We start from the raw sequence: 18,102 nt of genomic DNA on the forward strand, positions 1-18,102 counted from the left end.
CAAAAATGAACAAACCAGGTGAAATTCGGTTGTTAGCCTTGGGGCTGATTCGGGACGGCGAACGCATCTTTGTTTCTGAAGGCTACGACCCCGTAAAGCAAGAAACATTTTATCGCGCTTTGGGTGGTGGGGTTGACTTCGGCGAAACCAGCCGCGCAGCTTTAGAACGGGAATTTCAAGAAGAAATTCAGGCAGACTTAACCAATATTCGCTATTTAGGTTGTATCGAAAACTTGTTTACATTTAGCGGTAGGCAAGGGCATGAAATTATTCAACTTTATCAATGCGATTTTGCTGATTCCAAATTTTATCAATTAGAAAGCTTAATATTTTCTGAGTCAGAAATTCATAAACACAAAGCACTTTGGATAGATATTGATCGCTTTAAATCTGGTGAATTTAGATTAGTACCAGAAGTATTTTTTGAATACTTGTAAATGTGTAATTACGAATTACGAATTACTACTCATATCTATTCTTTTTTGATTTAATGACTTTAATAATATCATCGTGCTGTTGACCTTCGATGATGTCTTTTAGATGAATTTTTCCTTCAATATACTGAAGATGAATGCGCCATCCAGATATTTTATCTATGTCGGCACGATATATTGCTTGTCTAATACCTGTTACTTTATGCAGTCTTGTTTTAGGAAAATTTCTGGTTCTGTGACACTCATTATCTTCTAATTCAGCCATAGCCTCAAGAAAATCAATTTTTAGGTCTTCTGGCAGAATCTTCATCGCTTCATGGATAACGCCATACTCATCTAAAAGAGGCTTGATTTGTGACATTAGGTAGAATGAACCTCAAGCTCTTGATTTTCTACAGTAAAGTCTTGGTAAATAAACTCTGCAACTGAATTATATGCTTTGGGTGCGTCTTCAGCTTTGACTACTCTAAATAAAGTAATTACTGTTTGATCAAAAATTGGATCATCATCAATAGTAAGGATTATCCTAATTTTTTCATTTATCTTCAGAGAATATATGGAAGAATCATAATTTTTATTTAGCCTAATTTTTCTTAATTGTGTACTGTTCTGGTAGAACATTTTTTTGTCTATTGATATAAGTTCAACATATCTATTAAGCTTTTTAATAATCTTAAATTTTTCTGTATTACTAAAATTTTCTAAATCTTGTTCAAATTCTTTTGTGGATTCAATGAGTATATCCATTGCACTAGCCCCTAGGCTGAAATTCCCGATTTACTCTAAATTTAACGTAGAGATATAGATAATTGAAGTGTTTTAAATATGGTAATCCAAGTAAAGCAAGTTGTAGCAACAAAATGATGAGTGTAAATACATCAGTTAGTTACGAAAAGCGATATCAGAAATCCACTTTTAGGAACTTGTAGTTAGAATGAGTCATCTTTGATACCACAACTGGCTTGAATCTTAAATTTATGACAGCTAAACTAACATCGCCTGTATTTACACTTTTATTAGGACTTGCTATTACTCAAAGCTTGGGATGTACAACTTATAAGAATAGTTCAGCAGTCGTTGCCCAAACTTCACCCAAACCAGCACCCCAAATTATCGTACAACCTGGGGAAGTCAGGGCTTTACCTGGCAAGTTGGATAACATACCTGTCTTTAACAGCAATAGCCCAGAATGGGTTAAAACTGAAGGCATTTTACTTTCTACATTTCCCCCAAATGGGAAAAAAGTCCCAGCCGCGCACCTCAATTTTCCTTTCCAAGGGCGCTTTGATTTATTCGCCCACCACTACTCTCATACTCCCAAAGACTTGCAAACCCTTTATCTGGGGGTAATTTTGCACAACCCAGGTAAAAAACCTGTAACAGTAGATGTGTTGCAAGCAGCAAGTTATTTGATGCAAGATGCACCCTTTGTCACCTTGCCTCCTTACGTAGAAAACAATGATGGTAAGGTATTCTCTGGGCCAGGCGATCGTGCCGTTAGTGATATCCTACGAGGTGTACGTCAAGCTGATTTTCCGTCCAAGCTGGTAATTCCTCCTGGTAAAAGCCGGATGTTGCTAAATCATCCTATTCCCGTGGGGAATCTGGAAAAGCCTATAAATGGTCGGTCTAGCTTAATGCGGCTGCGTAGTAGCAGCAAAGTTTATACAGCTAGTTTGGCAATGTTTGCGAAAAAAAATTCTAATAGTACTGATCGCGCGCCTACTCTCGCAGAATGGCAAACTTTACTAGATACGGGAAACTTTGCAGGGTCAAGGGATAAAATCCCTACTCCTCCAGATGCTACCAGTGGGGTGCTGATTTATGGGCGTGTAGCTGGTGTTTCTCAAGGTTCCCAGTGGTCAGCAATGCTTAAAGATAATGCTAAAGCTAGTAATCTGACAATTCCTCAGCGTGGTCAAGGCATTTCCTATACTGTAGATACCCTGCGGGGTGGTCAAATGGGTACTGAACAAATCCAAACAGCCAAGATGCTGGCACGCTACCCAGATACGGCATACGAAGCGCACGGTAACTATGGGGTAGAATATAATCTCAGTTTGCCTTTAAGCAATCCTAGCAATCAAACCCAGACTGTTACTGTCACCCTCGAAACACCCTTGAAGGAAAATAAATTATCTCAAGGTGGCGTGCGTTTCCGCAAACCATCCCTTGATTTTCCGTTTTTCCGAGGCACAGTCAGGTTACGTTATGCTGATGACCAAGGGCAACAAAAAACACGCTACGTGCATCTTTGGCACAGAACTGGTCAAGTATTAGAACCATTGGTACAAGTTACAATGCCACCCTCGACTAAACGCCAGATACAGGTAGATTTGATTTATCCACCTGATTCGACACCGCCTCAAGTGCTGACTGTCAGAACTTTGGAAAATTGAATTTTAATTTGTGCCTTAGTGCCTTTGTGGTTTAACACCAAACACTAAGTCACAAAGATAAAATAGAATTTATCGTTTACTTACCACCGTAAAAGAAAGCAACCTCTTTCTCTTTTAAGGGGGCAAAACCAGCATCTGTAAGCATTTTGTCAAGTTCTGGCTGAGGAATGTGCTTGGCACCAATTCGCACAATCCGCGATCGCATGGTATTAGATACACCACTGCGTTGTCTGTTCGCTTCTAGTGCCATGACTTTGCTATATAGTTCTAGCTTGGCAGACGGAATGGGAGAACCATCAAAATCAATTCCTTGGGCGATCGCTTCATCAATTGCATCAGCACCCTTGGTTGTTGCATTTACTTGGTTAGTTTCAGCAGACATGGCAATTTGCTCTTAAAGCTCTGGGTAGATTCTACCAGCCTTGCTGACACCAGATCTGCTTCACTGGCTTTTTTGGGAAATAAAAGATGATTTTTGGGTCTGTTACATTCTATATGGGCGTATACACTTGTCAGTTTTTAAGATTTTAGTTTAATCTCAAACCAACGGTGTAACGATAGGTGATGCTGTGTCTAACGCCCAAACTTCTCACAATGAAGACCGTATCCTCGAAAAAGCACTGACCAACAAAATTATAGATGATTATTTTGACAATACCCAAAGTTGGCTCAGAGCCATTTTGCGAATGTGTATATTTTCGTTAGCTAACCTGAACGGACAATCAGTAATTATTGTTGAATGTCCAAATCAAGCAGTTGCAAAACGTCTGAGCCGTAAAACTTATCCCTTTCGAGGTCTTGTATACTATTTAACTGACAATCTCACTGGTTGCGATCGCACTTTGTTTTGCTACCAGGAAGTTAAAGATGGAACTTGGCAATGTTTTGATACCAGCACTAACTCTTGGAAATCCTTGAATCATTTACAATCTTGGACTGCATCTACAGATAGTTAATGGTCAGTTGTCAGTTGTCAGTGGTTAGTTGTCAGTTGTTAGTGGTCAGTGGTCAGGAAAAATTAGTGTGGACTTTTGATTAATAGCGATCTTGGCGTGTGATCAAACCACCAAAAAATGCTCCTAGGATTGTACCTGTCCACAGGCCTGTTGTGCTACCTTGCCAAGTTGCCCCTGGCATCACCCAAGCATTGCACATCTGTTGAAATCCCCAAGGCTGGCTTTGGCACTTCTGACTATGCAACATTAGGGTGATTTGTCCACCGATGTAACCACCAAAAAATCCTGATGACAGTGCCAAAAAAGTGCAAATTAAAACTCGATTTTTAGCCATTTATTAAAATGTTAGTGATCAGTTGTTTCTTATTTTCCACTAACAACTAACCACTGACCACTAACAACTGACTACTAACAACTGACAACTGACAACTAACCACTAACCACTAACAACTGACCACTGCCTTTTTAACCCGTATTTCTCATTCCCGCAGCAATACCATTAATGGTTAACAATGCTCCTCGCAGTAACTCACCCTTACTATAACGGGAGTGAATTACGCCAGAGGTAGCAGTAATATTTCGGGATTGTCGCAGACGTTTGAGTAAGGAAACTTGGATAAATCCTAGTGGTACAATTGTGCCATTGCGTAACTGTACTGAACGCTGCAATACAGGATCACCGTCTAAAAGTCGATTGTGACCAGTAATTTTGAGTACGAAATCTCTTGTCAGATAAAATTCGTTAGCAATTTGCTCAAAAACTTTCTCAAATCGCTCTATATCTTCGGGGTTTGACAATTCTTGGACATAGTGATGTGCCATTTGCATATCTACTTTTGCCAAGGTCATCTCTGCTTTAGAAATCACCATTTTGAAGAAAGGCCATTTGAGATAAAAGTAACGCAGCAATTTCAGGTGTTCTTCTGGTTCTTCGTTCAAGAATTCTTGCAAAGCTGTGCCAACACCATACCAAGAAGGCAGCAAAAATCGTGTTTGTGTCCAGCTGAATACCCAAGGAATGGCTCGCAGGCTGCTTAAATCTTTTTTACCAGATGGACGACGCGCCGGCCGGGAACTAATTTGCAGTTGGCTAATTTCTTCAATTGGAGTGACTTGGTGGAAAAAGTCAATAAAATCTGGTTGCTCGTAGATCAAATTGCGATAATGTTGACGCGATCGCACTGCTAATTCTTCCATAATCTCATTCCAAGGTTCGATATCATCAAACCCAGTCCGCAGAAGGCTAGCTTGAATTACAGCAGTGGTAATGGTTTCTAAATTGTATAAAGCCAAGTCCAACAAGGAGTATTTGGAAGCTAAAACTTCTCCTTGTTCGGTAATTTTGATGCGTCCATTAATACTATGACCTGGTTGAGCCAAAATAGCCTCATAGGCAGGGCCGCCACCACGTCCTACAGAACCACCACGTCCGTGAAAAATTCGCAGATTTAGACCGTATCCTTCGGCAATTGTCTGGAGTGACTTTTGAGCTTTATGAATTTCCCAGTTGCTACTTAAAAAACCAGAGTCTTTATTGCTGTCAGAATACCCCAGCATGACTTCTTGTAAGTTTGGGGAGAGAGGAGAACAAGAGGGAGCAGTGGAGGTAACGGGAGCAGGGAAGGATGAATCTGCTGTTTGGATATTTTCGTAGCCACCAGCTAATAAAGCACGATATAACGGTAGTTCAAACAATTGGCGCATCACACTTCTAGAGCGCTGCAAATCTTCTACCGTTTCAAATAGGGGAACAACTTGAATTGTTCCTACAGCAATGGCGGGGTCGAAAAGCCTAGCTTCTTTGGCTAAGAGCAAAACTTCTAGTACGTCGCTGACTTCGCGGCACATACTGATAATGTAAGTTTGGCAGATGTTGACACCAAACTCTTGTTGCAGCGATCGCACAACACGAAAAGTTTGAATGACATCGTTGGTTTTTTCAGAAAATGGCAATTCTGCTGGAATTAATGGCCGGCGGGTTTGCAGTTCACTTGTCAGCCAAGCAACTCTCTGTGCTTCTGAGAGATCGTTATAAGCTTGGGGCAATACTTGCAGGTATTCTAGAATTTCATTCAGTGTGTCAGAGTGACGAGATGATTCTTGGCGGATATCTAACTGGGTAAGATTAAAGTCAAATATTTCTACCTGACAAATCAGATTTTCTAACTCCCGACAACTTAAACCAGTTTCAGTTAAATTGTGTTGAATTAACCGCAGTTCTGACAAAAATTCTAACCCCGAACGATACATCGGGGTATCATCATTGGTTGGGGTTTCTCGGTTATATAAAGCAATATTGCGATCGCGGGTATTTTCCAACCGTCTCAACACATAAGCCAATTTCAGTCGATAAGGTTCTTGGCGATAACGCAGCGCTAGTGCATCATAAACATCACTTAACTGCGACTGGTCTAACTCCAAAGACTCCAGTAAGTCTGGTAAGACATCACTCCAGTGCATTGATATACTCAATAACTCAATCAGTTGCTTCACTGACTGGATGTATCTCTCCAGAACCATTTTGCGCTGATAACAAGCTGTTTGCCAGGTGATTTCTGGTGTTACTGATGGATTACCATCTCTATCTGAACCTACCCAGGAACCAAAAGAGCAAAAGTTTTTACTCGGCGGTTCTAACCAAGCAAAGGTCTGATTTAGAGCATATTTTAAACGTTTATATAATTGGGGGATACCATCAAATAACACTTCTTGGAAGTAGTGCAAAGCATAATCGACTTCATCTAAAACTGTCGGTTTAAATTGATGAAGTTCATCTGTACGCCACCACAAGCGAATTTCTTCCAGCAATTTTTCTCGGATTTCAGCCGATTCCCAAGGATAACCCCCTAAAGTACCATCAGAGTGGTTTTCCACTGTGTCTAGCTTTTGTAGGAGTTCTACTACTTGCCGTTGTTTATCCCGGATAGTATGACGCACAATTTCCGTAGGGTGAGCTGTGAATACCAAGCGCACATCCAATTGCGAAATCAGGCGTTGAATTTGCTGGGGTGGCACATTTAATTTAAATAAATGGGGAAACAAGTTAGCAAAAGTACCTTTTTGTTTTTCGGGGGTTTTGGCAACCCAACTTTTAGCTAGCAAGTCCGCACCTATACCTCTATTGACAATCGGATCATCTTCTTTTTGATTTGAGGAATAGGTAACATTTGACTGGGTTTCTTGATGCACCAGTTCTGTTTCGACTTGAGAATAGCGAGCTAATTGCTGCTGTTGTTCAAATTCCTGCTCTATGATGTTAATCAGCTGAAAATACAAAGCAAAGGCGCGAGCTGCCCTGATTGCTTCGTTGATGTTCAGTTGCTCAATTAGCTTGACGGCAGAATCGGCTTGGTCATTTGTAGCTTGTCCTTCTGGTGAACACAAATCGCGCAATTGCCGCAATAGATCCACCATCTTTTGTCCACATTCTTGCCGGAGTACTGACTCCCACAATTCCTCCACTATTTGGAGACGATGGCGCAAAAATAATTCCGACGCTGGATAGAAATTAACAGTTTGAGACCAAGAGTATAAAATAGAACTCATATTTTTTGCTGTTGTAAAGCCGATGACTGTTTACATTCAATTAGTATTGGCGATTTATGCTCAGGTTAATTACCTGGGGCAATTTAATTTTTAAGTATAATTTTTAGCTTTACTGGTTTAATTCGTTGTCATCGGGGAAAGGGAGAATGGGCAAGCGATCACCTCGAAACAATTCTTCACTTGCTTGTCCCATAGATTCTAGTGCTTTTACAGTGACTTTTCCTGTGGTCAGCAGCAGTAGTATAGACCCTGTACCCATTGAGAGGAGAAATTGGGGAATGCTAAAAAAAGCCAGATTGGATTCGGTATTCTGTGAGGAGTTTGTGGTTGTAGGAGGCATTGCTAATTCTTAGTTGTTGGGCAGTAAAATGAAACGCAAAACTCAATGTCTGTGCAACTTGCAACCATACAAGACTATCTTGGTCTATTTTGCAAGCTAAGAAGGTAACAAAAGTGTTAAAAAAAAACTGCAAAGTATGATAAACCTATGTTTCTAGTTTACAAGTGCAGGCACTACCCCCCAATATTCGTTTCCTGTAAAGTTAACTGCCCATGAAAACAGTGTTACCAGATAGCCAGCAATCCTTAGTGCAATGGGTCAGCCAAGCAACAGGAATCAACTCTTTCGGGGTGAAAATCCGGTTGCGGGGAAACGACCTCCACATTCTTTGTGAAGGTTTAGAGTGTCCTCAACGCTGGCGCACTCTGTCTGACTTGCTTCGCGCCCTACAGCAAACAGACTTGGATGTCTTAACAAGTAACGAACAACCCTCAATATACCAAGTATTTGTCTATGGACGGAAGAAAGGGGAACATCGCCCCAAATGGTGTCATCGGGTTTATTTAAATCAGCTAGAACGTCATATAGAGCAGGTAGATCTAGCCTTACAAGACTCAGAAAAGTCTACGGCTGTGGGCGGGGCGCTGATCATCTCTAACGAAAGTTTGGCACGCCGAGGCGATCCAAACGCCATTGCTCGCTATCTCAGCGAAACTCTCAGTCCATTGGGCGTGTCGGTGCATGTCAAAATTCAGCCATCTCAACCTCAAGATGGCACTCAAACCGAGATAAATCGCCTATGGATATTTTGCCAGACTAGCTATAGTCCTGATCCCTCTTTGCTAGCAGAACCAGTAGCACAGCAGTTACGAAACCTGAAACTTTCTGGCTACCAAGACGCGGTAATTGCTTTGCAAGTGAATGGCGAAACCACACCCGATTGGTTGCTACGGGTAGATTTAACGCCGCCAGAGTTGATGCTCAAGGAATGGGCACGTTGGGGAGATATACAAGCGATCGCTAGGTTATTAACTGAGGTATTGTCTAATTTAAAGGTGGCTGTACAAGCTTCTCTTAAAGAATCAACTCTACATATATTTTGTACCCCAGCAGCCAACTCCTCAGAAGATAACCCAGAGCCGGATAAGACACGGTGTTTAGCAGCGATTCTACCTCAACTAGAAGCGATCGCTCCTCAAGGTATTCTTGCCGCTACTGTTTACGGTCAAAAAACAGACGAAAAAGAACCAGCATGGATTGACTGGCTATCTTTACCTGCTGCGGAACATCCAGCTTTAGCAACTTCAGCTTTAGAGTTAGCAATTACTGGGGATGAACCAGCGATTATTTTTTTACTAGAGCGTTTACTCAATTCTGATTTGGATTGGCGTTTGAAAACAGGCGGTACTCGTGTACTTCTGCTTCGTAAGGGGGATTTATTGCATATTATGTGTGATGCCCCTGTTTGCCCAACACGCAAACAAGTAGCCAATAAAGTTACCCAGTTTGTACGCCAGTTAAAACTGCCTGGGATTACAGGAGTGCGTGTCTACGGCCGCCGTGCTGGTAATAAAGAACCTTTTTGGCATTATGGCGTAGATTTGTCACAACGCCAACGTTTAGTTCCAGAAGCTACCCCAGAATTTGCTGCAACATCAGAATACGTTAATGACCTTTTAAGTACTGAGAATAGTGAACCAATTTTCCGCGCTGATTTAACCTCTGAAGAAGTTCAAAATTTTGTCACAGAAGTAGCGCGAGATTGGACAACAACTGCAACAGCCAAAGTGAAAAAGTGGTTGCTAGCAACCCAGATATTTACCGCAACTGACTCTTCAGCCCAGCAAAACCTTTATACTCAAGGACTGAATGTTGCACTGATTTGGGGAACGCTGGGATTATTGCTCACCCTGCAAACTGATTGGATTTTAGGTCGAATTATTGCTCGTACTACACCAAGTTCACCACAGATAACAAGTACTTCATCCCCATCATCTAGGTCTGAAGATAGCCATAGTGATAGCGAAGTCTTTTTTACCAGCACTACTAGAACAAGACCCTCTCAGAGTAAAGGTAATGTATTTAATGCTTCTGGCTTTACTCAAGATGATGAAAACCAACCCCGGAATTTAACAGCGCCACCCTTGAAACAAAAAGCTAACGCCGCAGCAATTTTGTTAGCAGCGCGATCGCAAAGGTCTAGTTTTAATATTAGGCAATTAGATGAGCAGTTAGCATTGTATAAACAGCGGCTAGCTAATAAAGGTAATCCTCCACAAGTATTAATTATTGGTTCTTCACGCGCTTTAAGGGGAGTTGACCCGGTTGCACTTTCTAAAGCTTTAGCAAATCAAGGTTATCCAAATATTGATGTATTTAATTTTGGTATTAATGGTGCTACAGCCCAAGTTGTAGATTTTTTGATTCGCCAGATTTTAAAACCATCGGAATTACCGAAACTAATTATTTGGGCAGATGGTTCCCGTGCTTTTAATAGCGGTCGTGAAGACATCACATTTAATGCGATCGCTGCTTCAAATGGTTATAAACAAGTGTTGGAAAAAGCAGAAACAACTGCAACTAGTGATGACTCACTCCCAAAACCTGCAAACTCTGATGAAGAAACTAAAACAGATAAAAAGCCAGAGATTAGCAGCTATCAAGCTCTAGATCAGTTGTTAAATCAGGCATTAGCAGGTATTTCTGCCAGCTATCCTAACCGCGACCATCTGAAAAATTTACTGTACAAACAGTTGATATCTTTGCCTTTGGTGAGCGATCGTCATCAGACTATGACATCACAAACACAATCTAAAACTGAAAGTTTAGAAGCAGAAACTTCTGAACAAGCAGTCGATTTCGATGGTTTCTTACCTTTATCTGTACGTTTTAATCCTGTTAGATACTATCAAAAACACTCCAGAGTTACAGGAAATTACGATAACGATTATAAGTCTTTCCAATTAGGAGGAGAACAAGAGGCAGCCTTCCAAGAAATGCTGCAATTTACCCAATCTCAAAAAATTTCTCTAGTATTTGTTAACATGCCTCTGACCGCAGACTACTTAGACATAGTACGCACAAAGCATGAACAAGAATTCCAGCAATATATGTTGCGTTTAGCTACCAGCCCCAACTTTATCTATCGAGATTTGAGCGAACTTTGGCCAAAAGAAAATGACTATTTTTCTGACCCCAGCCACCTCAATCGTTTCGGTGCTTACGAAGTCTCGAAAAAGTTAGCTAAAGATCCAATGATTCCTTGGTCTACAAAGTAAACACCCCATGCCCTATGCTCATTAACTAAACCATGAACTTTATCTCAATTTCTTACGGACTGTTCTTGCTGAGTGTACTAGTAATTTATTGGTCTTTAGATCGTCAGCGGTTACGTCTATGTACTTTGCTGATTGCTAGCCTTGTTTTTTATGCATCTTTAAGTATTCAGTATATACCTTTACTATTAGCCCTAACTTTTATTAATTTCCGCTTGGGTCGAGAAATTGGCAACAACACTTCACCAGGACAACACTCTCTTGACTGGCAAATTTCTAATGAAGAGTGGCAGTTTGCTCAAGCAGACTGGAATCGTCGCCGTCTAAAACTGTTATGGCTGGGTATAATTTTAAATGTCTTATTGTTACTAATTTTTAAGTATCTCCCCGCCATATTAAAGTTGGTTTTTCATCTGCAAATCAATTCGCCAGAAGGTTCATTGAAATTTATTGCACCTTTGGGAATCTCATTTTTTACCTTTGAGTGCATTGCTTATTTAATAGATGTGTATCGTGGTGCGCCTGCTACTGAACAATTTCTCAAATTTGCCACCTACAAATTATTTTTTGCCAAACTGATCTCAGGGCCGATTACTCGCTACCACAATTTAGTAACTCAGTTTAATACAATGCACTTTCCCACATCTGACAGGGTGGCTGAAGCACTGTGGTTAATTGCTAGGGGCGCAGTTAAAAAAGGTATATTTGCAGATAATTTAGGAATTTTCGTAGATTTGTGTTTTGGCAATTTGCAAAGAGCAGGTAGTGCTGATCTTTGGTTAGCTACATTTGCTTATGGGTTGCAGTTGTATTTAGATTTTAGTGGTTATGTAGACATTGCCCGTGGTAGTGCTTTGCTTTTCGGCTTAGTTTTACCTGAGAATTTTGACTTTCCCTACTTCAGTACTAGCATTGCAGAATTTTGGCGGCGTTGGCACATGACTTTAGGAGATTGGCTACGTAACTATATCTACTTTCCTTTAGGTGGTTCTCGTCAGGGTTTGACTCGTACTTGCTGGAATTTGTTCGTTGTGATGCTAATAGCTGGTATATGGCATGGTTCTGCATGGGGCTTTGTAGTTTGGGGTGCGTACCACGGATTAGCTTTAGCAGTGCATAGACTAACAGATGCAATGAGCGATCACCATGAAAAATTAGAACATTTCTGGCAAAATCCTTTAGGTATAGTCATAGCTTGGCTTTTGACTCAATTAATGGTTTTTACTTCTTGGATTTGGTTTCGTCTACCGAACCTCCAAGACTCTTCTTTAGTAATTCAACACCTTTGGGGTCATGCTGCCGACGCACAGTTTGCTCAAAAGGTCTATGTAGAAGCCCTGAATATAAGTCAATACCAACTTACTGGGATGCTATTGATGTTAGCTGCCCTGATGGGTATACTTTATGCTTTCAACGGTAGGCTGAAGTTAGGATTAAACTGGCCCCTCAAGCTTGTCTTCGTACCCCTATGCCTCTACGCGGTTTGGCTATTAGCTCCTGAAGGCAGCTTACCCTACATCTATTTTGATTTTTAACAGAAAGCACACAATCTATAAGTAAACCTAATTACTAAATTAAAAGACATAAAATAATTGTTACCAAAAAAACGTAAATTCATGTTAAGTTTATTAAGACAGGCGGATAGTTAATCCTCCTGATTCATTTGTAAAAAATTACCGCACTTATAAACAATGACCACAACCTTACAACAGCGCTCTAGCGCCAATGTATGGGAACGGTTCTGCGAGTGGATCACCAGCACTGAAAACCGGATTTATATCGGTTGGTTCGGCGTATTGATGATCCCTACCTTGCTAGCCGCTACCACCTGCTTTATCATTGCCTTCATCGCTGCACCTCCAGTAGACATCGATGGTATCCGTGAACCAGTAGCAGGTTCTTTGATCTACGGAAACAACATCATCTCTGGTGCAGTTGTACCTTCCTCCAACGCTATCGGTTTGCACTTCTACCCAATCTGGGAAGCAGCTTCCTTAGATGAGTGGTTGTACAACGGTGGCCCTTACCAATTGGTAATTTTCCACTTCTTGATCGGTTGCGCTTGCTACCTAGGTCGTCAGTGGGAATTGTCCTACCGCTTGGGAATGCGTCCTTGGATCTGTGTAGCTTACTCAGCGCCTTTGGCATCAGCTACCGCAGTATTCTTGATCTACCCAATTGGTCAAGGTTCATTCTCTGATGGTATGCCCTTGGGTATCTCCGGAACCTTCAATTTCATGATCGTGTTCCAAGCAGAACACAACATCTTAATGCACCCCTTCCACATGTTAGGTGTGGCTGGTGTATTCGGCGGTTCTTTGTTCTCTGCAATGCACGGTTCTTTGGTGACATCTTCCTTGGTACGTGAAACCACCGAAACCGAATCACAAAACTACGGTTACAAGTTCGGTCAAGAAGAAGAAACCTACAACATCGTAGCTGCTCACGGTTACTTCGGTCGTTTAATCTTCCAATACGCTTCCTTCAACAACAGCCGTTCACTGCACTTCTTCTTGGCTGCATGGCCAGTAGTAGGCATTTGGTTCACCGCTTTGGGCATCAGCACAATGGCGTTCAACCTCAACGGTTTCAACTTCAACCAATCAGTAATTGATTCTCAAGGTCGCGTCATCGCTACTTGGGCTGATGTAATCAACCGCGCTAACTTGGGTATGGAAGTAATGCACGAGCGTAACGCTCACAACTTCCCCTTAGACTTGGCTGCTGGTGATGTTGCTCCTGTTGCTTTAACTGCACCTGCAATCAACGGCTAATCTTTAAGTCCTAGCTAAATTAAAAACGCCTCCCGGTAACGGGGGGCGTTTTTTGGTTTTGATAGCACTAACTGGTGTGTACACCATAGAATTTATTCGTGAGGTACAGCAATAAATCATTAACTGCCGAGAAAAGAAGATCAAGGCAGATAATTTTGTATATTCAATAGGCAAGGAAAGCGCTATAAAAATATTTAACTTGATAAAAATAGCGTATTTGTTGCATTTTTTAACATAAAGTGTAGTCTTCTATTGCAGTTTGTTACTGTTTTGTGTAACCCCAAGGAATATTCCTTTAGACTGAATCTCAATTGAAAAGATTGGGATCAACGCAAATGCATTCAATAAATGTTTTGTGTCACGAGTTTGTAGTTGCTGTTTCCTTCGTTGCCTGTATTGTAGGTTTAGTCTTACTTTGGAATGACAAACAGTCAAAAGATGATTTAGAAGAAACGGAACAGATTCTGTTTAGAATGAGCTTTTCTTACTGGTTAGTTTATTGTGTTGCTTTTGGCATGGAGAAGATGATTTTACCCGACTGGGAAAATCTAGTTATGACTTTGAAGATAACTACAGCTTTGTCATATTTTTTAACTTTTTCTTGCATACTGAGTCTGCCACTACACAAATTTGCAGTACATCAAGTTGAAGAATAGTCATTAGACTATTAAACTAGTTAATTTTTCATGGCGATCGCAATAGCATCTTCAAATTTATCCTGATCTAAAGTGGTCAGGATAAAAACCTCTTGTACTGTTTTACCTTGTCTAGCAATAACTTTATAACCACCCCGAATAGGCACAGACACACGCAGTTGCATTTTTGGACAATGACCCCTCACCCGTCCAATCACTCCTGGCGTGACAGTTTGGATGCCGTCTTGCTGACAAAGCCGTTCTAAAATGGGGATGAGACCAGAAATATGAGTTGAGTGATTCCAGACTAGTCTGCCATCTTTGCGAGAAGCGGTTGAGAGAGATTCTGCTTTGGGTTTGCCCATGATAATTAAGCTGCTTCTAAAGGAGCCATTGTTAAACCAGCTCGGCGCAGCTGTTGATGATAAAGTTCTGCGGGTTCTTGGGGGCCGACCCAGACGATCGCTTGCCCTTCATAGTGTACCTGATTTGCTAGTTCCCAGGCGCGATCGCTTGTCATTCCAGGGATATATTTCGTCAAGCAATCAGCGACGTGTTGAAAAGTGTTGAAATCATCGTTTAAAACAATCACTTTGTAGTTCGGATAAAGCTTACGGGTAACTTGATTAGACCGTTCAGGAGCTACAGTTGGTGCTGTACCCATCCCATAAACAGCCGAAAGTCTTGTAACCATAAAACACTTAACCAACAGAATTTTACAAAATTACATTCAAATAACTAGTTTAATCCATAGTCAGTTGCCAGTTACTATTAACCACTGACAACTGACTACTAACAACTGACAACTAACTACTTCCAATCATCCCAGTTTTGGTTAAAAATTGACGTATCAGGGAAAGCAGTAGGGTTGCCGTTTTGTTCTAACAGACGTTTGAGCGCTTGTAATTGTGGTTCTGCTTTGGGTAAATCATCTACTAGTTGATAGGGTGCAACAGCATTTTTCAAAGAAAAAGCTGCAACAGTTCCCGCAGCCGCACCAGCAGACCATTCAAAAGAGTGTACTCGATAGGCAGCAGCAGCAATATGGCTAGTAGCAATGCTTTTACCTCCCACCAATAAATTATCAATTTTTTGGGGAATCATTGCCCGTAGGGCAATTTGGAAGGGATAAGCTTGACCAGCACCGCGTCTTTCACCTGGGCGTTCTGTGTTACCAGGGGCTTCTGGTGGGCTTTGTGTCATACAAGGATGAAAGTCTATTGCGTAGTGACCTATACCTACAGCATCGGGGAAAATCGTAGAACGAGTCCGCCGCATTGCTTGGTCTGGCGAAACTTTACCTTCAATTACCGATACTGCTTCCAAACCTGCAAGTGCTGCTTTTAATCGGCGATACATATCTGCGGGTAGAGTATTGCGATAATACTCATCATTGTAGTCACGGCGAGAAATATCAATTTCCCAAATTCCAAAGCCGCCAGGTTGTCCCCAACTGGGTCGTCCAATGACCCGCCTTCCTTCCCGCATATAAGGATATTTTGATAAACCATGCACCGTTCCCATAGGGGAATTTAAACCTGATAACAAGCGGTTATTTGTTTGCTGTTGTTTCACACCCTCTCCCAGTTGGGAATCTGTAGTGCCAGCGACTAGCCAGTAATAAAATGAGAGAGCATTTTCTTCTGCTTTATCTAGGGTTGCTGTTCGCAGTCCCCCCATCCAGCCCCCTGGTTTTAACTGCCCCGTGGCTTGCAACTGCTGGCGAGTGTAAACTAAGTTATCTTTAGCAGTGCCAGGACGATAATCATTGCCCCAAGTCCAGTTTTGCATGGAGATATCCCCAGGCGTAGGAGTAGTAAAATTGACCCCACCAAATTTTGCTGCTTGCCCTTTCTTGGGACTCCAAATACGGCGATAAGTAAAAAGTAAATCAAAGTTAGCTAGTCGCTGTAATTCATAACTGAAATATGGGGCATATTGTAAATAAAATGGCGGCATTTTCTGCGGTTGCGGTTCCTTGGTTGCCTCCATTGCAAAAGTGTAAGTAAAGCCTTGGGTACAATAGGGGTCATTTGTGGTGCTAGAAGCAGAAGGTTCTAGGTAAGAACGAGCATCAATGCCTAATCGGTAAGGGACATCAGCAAGGGCTATTATTTCTCCGGTTTCGCTAGCATCTACAACGTACCACTTAGGAGCATTTCCTTTATTTTGCCTGGGAACGAGACGGATAATATTTTTGGTAAATCGCGAAGAGTTTTCGTAGCGATAAGCATCTTCAATGGTATTAGATAAAGGAAAGGTGTTAATTGCTGGTGCGCTTTTTGCTGGTTGGTGTTGGATGGCGATCGCACTATTAATTAATTGTCCACCTACTTTGCTATCTTCTTTACTAGCGGGTGAAATTTCTAATTCCTTAACTACTGTATTGGGAAACCATTCCAACTTACCTTTGCCTCGTCTTTCAGCATCTTTGAGCATTTGAGTCAAAATGTTGTGGGCATCGCGGGGAAGAAAGCATGAATCGCTTACCCAGCAATCACCAGGGTTGAGTTGACCGTACTTGCGTTGAATGCGATCGCGCAGTTCCAAATAACCGCGAGAATAGAATTGACGCATTCGCTGAGTTGGTCGTTCATCTAATGCTGATGTTCCCTGAGAAGAAATTTGTCCTCCCAACCAGTCAGTAATTTCCGTCAAGCAAACTTTTCTTCCTGCAAGTAACCCCTCGTAAGCTGTAGCAACGCCAGAGAGTCCACCACCTACAACCAAAATCTCACAATCTACAGTTTTGTCTGGGTTCCTTGGTGGCGCGGCAACAATAGTAGAGTAAGGTATGAATAAATTAGATATTAAGCTGAGACTGATGAGTGATGTCTGGAGACCGGCCACTTTGTGTCTGCGCTTCATGATTTAAAACTCTTTCTAATCCTGATGTCAACTTGTAGACGGTAGCATCCAGCAAATGTTCATCACAAGGGTATTTCAGACAATAAAGGCTAAATATCTGCCAGATTTAGACTTTAGTTGTATTTTTTGCCTAAGCCTAGCGTCAACCAGTAGGTGTTTTACAGCAAGGATGAAATTTTGCGTTCCAAAAGCTTACCCCTTCTGGTTTTGCATCTCTTACACCAAAATTTAGGTTGACGCAAATACGCTAAACCTTGCTATGTAAGCTTTTGAGGTGATTTCATAAATGTCACTCTTGACAACCCAATGTCTAAAAAGCTATTTTGATTTGAGGTTGACGCAACTGCACCTTGAAAACCAAATATATCAATGCTTTGGACTCCGGGCTGTTCCAATTAACTAAAATCCCTATCAGGGATTGAAAACTAAAATAACCCCAATCCATAGGATATTCATATTCTGACCAGTAAGTTCCAATTAACTAAAATCCCTATCAGGGATTGAAAACTAAAATAACCTTTTGATATTTCTCCCTTTCCTTTGTTCCAATTAACTAAAATCCCTATCAGGGATTGAAAATCGACCGCGCGAATATCTTGCGAGCGAATGGCTCCGTTCCAATTAACTAAAATCCCTATCAGGGATTGAAAACTATATAAAAGTTGGTAGGAAATGAAAAAAATGAGTTCCAATTAACTAAAATCCCTATCAGGGATTGAAACCACTGGGATTAACAAACCAATGGTTATGCTTGGGGGGTTCCAATTAACTAAAATCCCTATCAGGGATTGAAACTGAAGTGACCATTTTCATCAATTGCTGATTCAGGTTCCAATTAACTAAAATCCCTATCAGGGATTGAAACAGACAGGATGGGGCATAAAAAACTCTACATTCCAGTTCCAATTAACTAAAATCCCTATCAGGGATTGAAA

The 18,102-nt window shown here is 41.3% G+C and carries 16 protein-coding genes and 1 CRISPR repeat array (1 of these 17 running past the window's edge); of the genes, 7 read left to right on the plus strand and 9 right to left on the minus strand.

The genetic code is table 11. From position 1 onward, the window contains the following. Positions 1–5 precede the first annotated feature (5 nt). Positions 6–437, plus strand: coding sequence for an NUDIX hydrolase (locus tag I8751_RS07250; protein ID WP_214438498.1), 432 nt, complete (start codon positions 6–8; stop codon positions 435–437). A gap of 25 nt (positions 438–462) precedes the next feature. Here I8751_RS07250 and I8751_RS07255 read toward each other — a convergent pair whose 3' ends face one another. Then, complete coding sequence (locus I8751_RS07255) at positions 463–795, minus strand: hypothetical protein (protein ID WP_214438499.1); 333 nt, start codon at positions 793–795, stop codon at positions 463–465. Then, positions 795–1,181 carry a hypothetical protein gene (locus I8751_RS07260; RefSeq protein WP_214438500.1) on the minus strand — a complete coding sequence of 129 codons (387 nt, stop codon included), beginning with the start codon at positions 1,179–1,181 and terminating at the stop codon, positions 795–797. Before I8751_RS07260 ends, I8751_RS07255 begins: the two co-directional genes overlap by 1 nt. Positions 1,182–1,411: 230 nt before the next feature. Here I8751_RS07260 and I8751_RS07265 point away from each other — a divergent pair, with 230 nt between their 5' ends. Continuing rightward, complete coding sequence (locus I8751_RS07265; protein WP_214438501.1) at positions 1,412–2,833, plus strand: DUF3370 domain-containing protein; 1,422 nt, start codon at positions 1,412–1,414, stop codon at positions 2,831–2,833. A 76-nt stretch (positions 2,834–2,909) separates the two neighbouring features. On the opposite strand, the gene I8751_RS07270 is transcribed toward I8751_RS07265, so the two are convergent. After that, entirely contained in the window at positions 2,910–3,215 is a 306-nt protein-coding gene (locus I8751_RS07270) for a small RNA NsiR4-regulated ssr1528 family protein (RefSeq protein ID WP_214438502.1), read from the minus strand. Between the two features lie 187 nt (positions 3,216–3,402). On the opposite strand from I8751_RS07270, the gene I8751_RS07275 reads away from it, so the two are divergent. Further along, positions 3,403–3,789, plus strand: coding sequence for a hypothetical protein (locus I8751_RS07275; RefSeq protein WP_214438503.1), 387 nt, complete (start codon positions 3,403–3,405; stop codon positions 3,787–3,789). A gap of 79 nt (positions 3,790–3,868) precedes the next feature. Here I8751_RS07275 and I8751_RS07280 read toward each other — a convergent pair whose 3' ends face one another. From I8751_RS07280 to I8751_RS07290, 3 genes are all read right to left on the minus strand, one after another. After that, positions 3,869–4,123 carry a hypothetical protein gene (locus I8751_RS07280; RefSeq protein WP_214438504.1) on the minus strand — a complete coding sequence of 85 codons (255 nt, stop codon included), beginning with the start codon at positions 4,121–4,123 and terminating at the stop codon, positions 3,869–3,871. Between the two features lie 131 nt (positions 4,124–4,254). After that, positions 4,255–7,335 (minus strand): phosphoenolpyruvate carboxylase, encoded by a 3,081-nt coding sequence (gene ppc / locus I8751_RS07285; protein WP_214438505.1) that lies wholly within the window; start codon positions 7,333–7,335, stop codon positions 4,255–4,257. 109 nt (positions 7,336–7,444) lie between these two features. Then, positions 7,445–7,675, minus strand: a complete 231-nt coding sequence (locus I8751_RS07290) for a hypothetical protein (protein WP_214438506.1) — start codon at positions 7,673–7,675, stop codon at positions 7,445–7,447. 212 nt (positions 7,676–7,887) lie between these two features. Here I8751_RS07290 and I8751_RS07295 point away from each other — a divergent pair, with 212 nt between their 5' ends. The 4 genes from I8751_RS07295 (at position 7,888) to I8751_RS07310 (ending at position 14,320) form a co-directional block, all read left to right on the plus strand. Continuing rightward, a complete protein-coding gene (locus I8751_RS07295) occupies positions 7,888–10,893 on the plus strand; it encodes a DUF1574 family protein (protein ID WP_214438507.1) in 3,006 nt (1,001 codons plus the stop codon). A 32-nt stretch (positions 10,894–10,925) separates the two neighbouring features. Continuing rightward, positions 10,926–12,425, plus strand: a complete 1,500-nt coding sequence (locus I8751_RS07300) for an MBOAT family O-acyltransferase (protein ID WP_214438508.1) — start codon at positions 10,926–10,928, stop codon at positions 12,423–12,425. Between the two features lie 156 nt (positions 12,426–12,581). Then, on the plus strand, positions 12,582–13,664 hold the full coding sequence (gene psbA / locus I8751_RS07305; RefSeq protein ID WP_214438509.1) for a photosystem II q(b) protein: 1,083 nt from the start codon (positions 12,582–12,584) through the stop codon (positions 13,662–13,664). A 335-nt stretch (positions 13,665–13,999) separates the two neighbouring features. Further along, positions 14,000–14,320: a hypothetical protein gene (locus tag I8751_RS07310; RefSeq protein ID WP_214438510.1), complete on the plus strand. Its 321-nt coding sequence runs from the start codon at positions 14,000–14,002 to the stop codon at positions 14,318–14,320. A 20-nt stretch (positions 14,321–14,340) separates the two neighbouring features. Here I8751_RS07310 and I8751_RS07315 read toward each other — a convergent pair whose 3' ends face one another. The 3 genes from I8751_RS07315 to I8751_RS07325 all read right to left on the minus strand — a co-directional run bounded on the left by I8751_RS07315 (position 14,341) and on the right by I8751_RS07325 (position 17,167). Continuing rightward, positions 14,341–14,664 (minus strand): DUF2103 domain-containing protein, encoded by a 324-nt coding sequence (locus tag I8751_RS07315; protein ID WP_214438511.1) that lies wholly within the window; start codon positions 14,662–14,664, stop codon positions 14,341–14,343. A gap of 5 nt (positions 14,665–14,669) precedes the next feature. Beyond that, positions 14,670–14,993 (minus strand): ATP-dependent Clp protease adapter ClpS, encoded by a 324-nt coding sequence (clpS, locus tag I8751_RS07320; RefSeq protein ID WP_214438512.1) that lies wholly within the window; start codon positions 14,991–14,993, stop codon positions 14,670–14,672. A gap of 116 nt (positions 14,994–15,109) precedes the next feature. Further along, positions 15,110–17,167, minus strand: coding sequence for an FAD-dependent oxidoreductase (locus I8751_RS07325; protein ID WP_214438513.1), 2,058 nt, complete (start codon positions 17,165–17,167; stop codon positions 15,110–15,112). Between the two features lie 388 nt (positions 17,168–17,555). Beyond that, positions 17,556–18,102: a CRISPR direct-repeat array (repeat unit 37 nt; unit sequence GTTCCAATTAACTAAAATCCCTATCAGGGATTGAAAC) (it continues 369 nt past the right edge of the window).

This window comes from Atlanticothrix silvestris CENA357, from assembly GCF_016056295.1.
In the GTDB taxonomy this organism is placed as follows: Bacteria; Cyanobacteriota; Cyanobacteriia; order Cyanobacteriales; family Nostocaceae; genus Atlanticothrix; species Atlanticothrix silvestris.

What these genes read in the sequence shown, in the direction of transcription:
- I8751_RS07250 (WP_214438498.1), top strand. Translation starts at nt 6, where the DNA reads ATGAACAAACCAGGTGAAATTCGGTTGTTAGCCTTGGGGCTGATTCGG.
- I8751_RS07255 (WP_214438499.1), bottom strand. Translation starts at nt 795, where the DNA reads ATGTCACAAATCAAGCCTCTTTTAGATGAGTATGGCGTTATCCATGAA.
- I8751_RS07260 (WP_214438500.1), bottom strand. Translation starts at nt 1,181, where the DNA reads ATGGATATACTCATTGAATCCACAAAAGAATTTGAACAAGATTTAGAA.
- I8751_RS07265 (WP_214438501.1), top strand. Translation starts at nt 1,412, where the DNA reads ATGACAGCTAAACTAACATCGCCTGTATTTACACTTTTATTAGGACTT.
- I8751_RS07270 (WP_214438502.1), bottom strand. Translation starts at nt 3,215, where the DNA reads ATGTCTGCTGAAACTAACCAAGTAAATGCAACAACCAAGGGTGCTGAT.
- I8751_RS07280 (WP_214438504.1), bottom strand. Translation starts at nt 4,123, where the DNA reads ATGGCTAAAAATCGAGTTTTAATTTGCACTTTTTTGGCACTGTCATCA.
- ppc (WP_214438505.1), bottom strand. Translation starts at nt 7,335, where the DNA reads ATGAGTTCTATTTTATACTCTTGGTCTCAAACTGTTAATTTCTATCCA.
- I8751_RS07290 (WP_214438506.1), bottom strand. Translation starts at nt 7,675, where the DNA reads ATGCCTCCTACAACCACAAACTCCTCACAGAATACCGAATCCAATCTG.
- I8751_RS07295 (WP_214438507.1), top strand. Translation starts at nt 7,888, where the DNA reads ATGAAAACAGTGTTACCAGATAGCCAGCAATCCTTAGTGCAATGGGTC.
- I8751_RS07300 (WP_214438508.1), top strand. Translation starts at nt 10,926, where the DNA reads ATGAACTTTATCTCAATTTCTTACGGACTGTTCTTGCTGAGTGTACTA.
- psbA (WP_214438509.1), top strand. Translation starts at nt 12,582, where the DNA reads ATGACCACAACCTTACAACAGCGCTCTAGCGCCAATGTATGGGAACGG.
- I8751_RS07310 (WP_214438510.1), top strand. Translation starts at nt 14,000, where the DNA reads ATGCATTCAATAAATGTTTTGTGTCACGAGTTTGTAGTTGCTGTTTCC.
- I8751_RS07315 (WP_214438511.1), bottom strand. Translation starts at nt 14,664, where the DNA reads ATGGGCAAACCCAAAGCAGAATCTCTCTCAACCGCTTCTCGCAAAGAT.
- clpS (WP_214438512.1), bottom strand. Translation starts at nt 14,993, where the DNA reads ATGGTTACAAGACTTTCGGCTGTTTATGGGATGGGTACAGCACCAACT.
- I8751_RS07325 (WP_214438513.1), bottom strand. Translation starts at nt 17,167, where the DNA reads ATGAAGCGCAGACACAAAGTGGCCGGTCTCCAGACATCACTCATCAGT.